Raw genomic sequence first — 220 nt, 5'->3', positions numbered from 1 at the left:
TTAGCGTCGAGTTCAAGCAAGAGTTCAGTGACGGCGCTGCCTGCGCTAACAACGCGCTCTGAGGATGGCGTTTCATTGGCAAAAAGTTGACTACTCGCAAGTAGGGAAATAGCTGCCGTGACAACAGCATGAATAGTGATGCGTGTGTTCTTCATTTTGAAAGGATCTCTATCTTACTTATTTTTATGATGGCTCTTCAGTGAGTAACTGAGTTGCTTGA

Annotated in this window: 1 pseudogene; it reads right to left on the bottom strand. The window is 45.0% G+C overall.

The annotated features are described in order from the left end of the window. Positions 1-155 (bottom strand): annotated as a pseudogene (locus tag IQR33_RS35685) (hemin ABC transporter substrate-binding protein); the annotation flags it as partial. Positions 156-220: the final 65 nt, after the last annotated feature.

The organism is Vibrio sp. OPT46 (genome assembly GCF_015163535.1).
Classification (GTDB): domain Bacteria; phylum Pseudomonadota; class Gammaproteobacteria; order Enterobacterales; family Vibrionaceae; genus Vibrio; species Vibrio alginolyticus.
This window is presented reverse-complemented; position numbering and strand designations above follow the sequence as displayed.